Below are 4,122 nucleotides of genomic sequence, written 5' to 3' on the forward strand. Positions count from 1 at the left end.
TGATGTACTCACTTTGATACTGTTTCTCTTTCGTTGTCTTTACTTTTTGTAGTTCACGTCGACCGCTGGTATCTCCATTTATGCGCTCGTCTGCAGCGTCAGATGTGTATAAGAGGCTGGGGCGGTGGTGGCCGGGGGCACGGCGGGCTCCTCACTGTGGCGGACGACACGACGACGGGTTCCACCCAAGCACCGTGCTCGCGTTCCGTCCAATGACTCTGGGGCGGGTCACTGACGTGCGTGAGTCATCGGTGCCGGGCGGTCCGGGGCGGCCGGGAGAGGTGGGCGCGGGGAGGACCTGGGGCCGCGCGCAGAGGCTGTCAACTTCGCCGTCCCCAGATCCGTGCACCTTGTCCACAGGAGTTGTCCACAGATGTGGAGGGTGTGGACGATGGTGTGGATAGGCGTGTACCAGGCCGTGTGATGAGGGCGCAAACGAGGGTGCTGTCAAGTCCCGCGGCCGGGGCCAAAGGGGGGTGGAGAATCTTCCTCCACAGCGCTGGGGATCGCATCGTCCCAGGTCAGAGCCGGATTCTGGGACTGGCCGAGCGGTTGTCCCCAGCGTGGTCCCCAGGCGATCCACACGACACGCCGCCGAATCCACACGTTGTCCACAAGGCCTGTGGGAAACGCGGTTGCCCAGCCTCCACGGCGCGCGTAGTGTCGCGTGGTATCCCCAACGCGAGGGCGGGTATTGGCCGCAGGTGACCACTGACAGGCGCGCATCCGCTCGGACCGTCGCCCCGGGGACCGTCGCAGCGTCCGCCTGCAGGAGGGTGCGGCGGCACGGGCGGTGACAACAGAGGAATCAGGGCCGGGAAGACCGGCGAGGGCCGCCGTCGTGCGGGCTGTGGGAAGGGAGTCTCCGGACGTTGACTGAGAACTACGGAGACTCGGGCTCCTACGACGGCGGCCGTTCCTCTGAACGCTTCCTGCCGCCCCAGGACCTGGAGGCGGAGCGTTCGGTGCTGGGCGGCATGATGCTCTCCAAGGACGCGATCGCGGACGTGGTGGAGGTGCTGCGCGGCCACGACTTCTACCGGCCGAGCCACGAGATGATCTACGAGGCGATCATCGACCTCTACGGCCGCGGTGAGCCCGCGGACGCCGTCACCGTGGCGGACCTGCTGAACAAGCGCCAGGAGCTCAGCCGCGTGGGCGGCCCTGCCGTGCTGCACGAGCTCATCCAGTCCGTGCCCACCGCCGCCAACGCGAGCTTCTATGCGGAGATCGTGGCGGAGAAGGCCGTCCTGCGGCGCCTCGTGACCGCCGGCACCAAGATCACCCAGCTGGGGTATCAGGGCGACGGCGAAGTCGAGGAGATCGTCAACGAGGCGCAGTCCGAGATCTACAAGGTGGCGGAGAACCGCCAGTCCGAGGACTACGTGCGCCTCGCGGAGATCATGGAGCACGCCGTCGACGAGATCGAGGCGGCCGGCAACCAGGGGGAGGGCCTAACGGGCGTCCCCACCGACTTCTACGACTTCGACGAGCTGACGCAGGGCCTGCACGGCGGGCAGATGATCGTGATCGCGGCGCGCCCCGCCGTCGGCAAGTCCACGCTCGCGCTGGACTTCGCGCGGGCCGCGGCCATCCACCACAACATGGCCACCGTGTTCTTCAGCCTCGAGATGGGCAAGAACGAGATCGCCATGAGGCTCTTGAGCGCCGAGGCGACGATCGCGCTGCAGGACCTGCGCAAGGGCACCATCCGGGACGACCAGTGGTCCAAGATCGCCGCGACCGTGGGGCGGCTGAACGAGGCACCGTTCTTCATCGACGACTCCCCGAACATGACCATGATGGAGATCCGCGCCAAGTGCCGGCGGCTCAAGCAGAAGAACAACCTCAAGATGGTGGTGCTGGACTACCTGCAGCTCATGAGCTCGGGCAAGAAGGTCGAGTCCCGTCAGCAGGAGGTCGCCGAGTTCTCCCGTGCTCTCAAGCTGCTGGCCAAGGAGCTCGACGTGCCGGTCATCGCGTTGAGCCAGTTGAACCGTGGGTCCGAGCAGAGGACGGACAAGCGGCCGCAGGTGTCCGACCTGCGCGAGTCGGGCTCGATTGAGCAGGACGCGGACATGGTGATCCTGCTGCACCGCGAGGACGTGTACGACAAGGAGTCCCCGCGCGCCGGCGAAGCGGACCTGATCGTGGCCAAGCACAGGAACGGGCCGACGAAGACCATTGTGGTGGGGTTCCAGGGGCATTATTCGCGATTCTCGAACCTGGCGAGTGATGCGGGTGGTGGCCCGGGTGGGTTCTGACGGCCGTCACTGACGCAAAACCGCCCCGTCAGTGAGTGCAGAGAGCCTGTCACTCACTCGAGTGAGGCACTCACTGTGTCGACTGACGGCATCAGTGACGTGCAACGTTCTTCAGGGCACGAGGTCGAGCGTCAACCGGGGGCTGGTCTGGCGCATGCATTCCCACAGGTCGACGCAGCGGGTCTCCAGAGCGGCACAGGCGTCAGGGATTTTCACGCGCTTGCGCGCCTGAGGGGCGGGCACCTCGAAGGTGACCACGGTGGCGTCCATGCATGCAGCCTGCGCCACCAACAGCAGATCGGCGCTGTCATCCAGAAACTCGTCCTGCGCGGCCTGTTGATACGCGGGCTGACGGGTCAGGGTCCACTGGGCCAACTCGCCGATGCGCTGGGGCACCTCTGACGTGAGTGGGAGGAAGAGCTGCGGATGGTTTGACGCCCAGGTGGCGAGTTCATCCCCGCCCCGGCATAGCTCCTGCCGCACGGCCTCCACGCTGGCGACCCAGCCTGCCGCATGAGCGCGCTCCAGCCACGTCCAGAACCCCGGGGCGAGATCGAACCCGTAGTAACTGTTCTTCGGCGTGATGAAGGTGTTGGCGTCGAGCAGGAACATCATGCGGCCGCCATCTTCTGAGCCAGGGTGTCCATAACCTCACGCTTGTGGGTTCCCAGCAGGCGGAACGCGTCCCGGTAGCTGGTTCCGCCTTCCCGGGCGCTGGCTACCACGGCGGTGGTGAACGGGACGCCGAGGCGGTAGCGGGCGGTGCGGTAATAATCGCCCCCTCCGCCCTTCGGCGCCGGGGTCTGGGGATGGGGGACGCGGGCCAGCGCTGCGAGCTGCGCGTCGGCGGCGGCAGGGGTGATCAGTCCGCAGGTCTTCATCCGGAGAACCACGACGGCGCGGCTCACCTGGCAGCGTTTGGCCACATCGGCGACCACCTCGTCGAACTCCGTGCTGAGTCGCTCCTGCTGCTGCTCCAGCACGACGCGGGGCACCAGGGCTGCGGCGGCCACCCGGTTGCACCAGGCCTCCTCGTAGGGTGCGTGGCGTCCGGGGCGGGCATCAGACAGCGCACTGTGTCCGAGGAGCAGGTGAGCGGTCTCGTGGAGGAGGGTGAAGTGCTGGGCGGTCTTGGCCTCGGTTCCGTTGACGAAGATCAGTGGAGCGAGGTCGTCGGCCAGGGCGAAGCCCCTGAACTCGTCCGGGTTTAGGGGCCTTCGGGTTTCATTGCCGACGTAGCCGCTGATCATCACCAGCACCCCCGCCTCTTCCAAGGCGCCCACGAGCACGCTGCGGAAGGCGTCACTGGCGCCGGACAGGGCGTCCAGGTGGAGGATCTCCCGGAGGCGTGTTCCGGCATCCTCTGTATCGTCCTGGAGCGTGGCGCTGCCCACGAGGGGCACGGGGTTGGCGCCAATGGCGAGCATGTGGTCCCGGTACCAGTCCTGGCGGAGCTGGCACTCCCGCAGGACGTCCACCAGCTCGGCGGAGGGGTGACCCACGCCCTGGCTGCCCGGCGTGCGCATGTCAGGGATGGGGATGGGTGCCGGCGCCGGGGGAGCGCTGAGAAACAGCATGCCGAAGGGCACATGGACCTTCTGCCCGAACCGTTCCAGCTGCTTCATGGTGGGCTTCTTCGTCCGGCTGAGCCAGGCCTCGAGGTCGGGGTGTGCGGTAGTGGCGCTGGCCAGGTCGATGCCCCCACGTTCGAGGGCCCAGCGCAGGACGGCCGGGCGTGTCAACTTGTCTGTGTAAGCGGGGTGGTCACAGGTAGGGGTTGATCCGGTCGGGGTAGGCCGCGGCGAGCTGGGCGAGGGCCTGCTTCCAGTTCGTGACGGCCTGACCTTCGACGAGCCGG

The 4,122-nt window shown here is 66.9% G+C and carries 3 protein-coding genes; 1 reads left to right on the top strand and 2 read right to left on the bottom strand.

Annotated elements, in window-relative coordinates; genetic code table 11:
* Nucleotides 1-872: 872 nt before the first annotated feature.
* Nucleotides 873-2,264 (top strand): replicative DNA helicase, encoded by a 1,392-nt coding sequence (dnaB, locus tag FLM69_RS11105; RefSeq protein ID WP_370510508.1) that lies wholly within the window; start codon nt 873-875, stop codon nt 2,262-2,264.
* 111 nt (nt 2,265-2,375) lie between these two features.
* On the opposite strand, the gene FLM69_RS11110 is transcribed toward dnaB, so the two are convergent.
* Together FLM69_RS11110 and FLM69_RS11115 are read right to left on the bottom strand one after the other, a co-directional pair.
* A complete protein-coding gene (locus FLM69_RS11110; protein ID WP_002857771.1) occupies nt 2,376-2,879 on the bottom strand; it encodes a DUF4411 family protein in 504 nt (167 codons plus the stop codon).
* Complete coding sequence (locus FLM69_RS11115; RefSeq protein WP_141844268.1) at nt 2,876-4,006, bottom strand: ImmA/IrrE family metallo-endopeptidase; 1,131 nt, start codon at nt 4,004-4,006, stop codon at nt 2,876-2,878. Before FLM69_RS11115 ends, FLM69_RS11110 begins: the two co-directional genes overlap by 4 nt.
* Nucleotides 4,007-4,122 lie beyond the last annotated feature (116 nt).

It is taken from the genome of Micrococcus sp. R8502A1, assembly GCF_006704135.1.
GTDB classification, from domain to species: domain Bacteria; phylum Actinomycetota; class Actinomycetes; order Actinomycetales; family Micrococcaceae; genus Micrococcus; species Micrococcus luteus.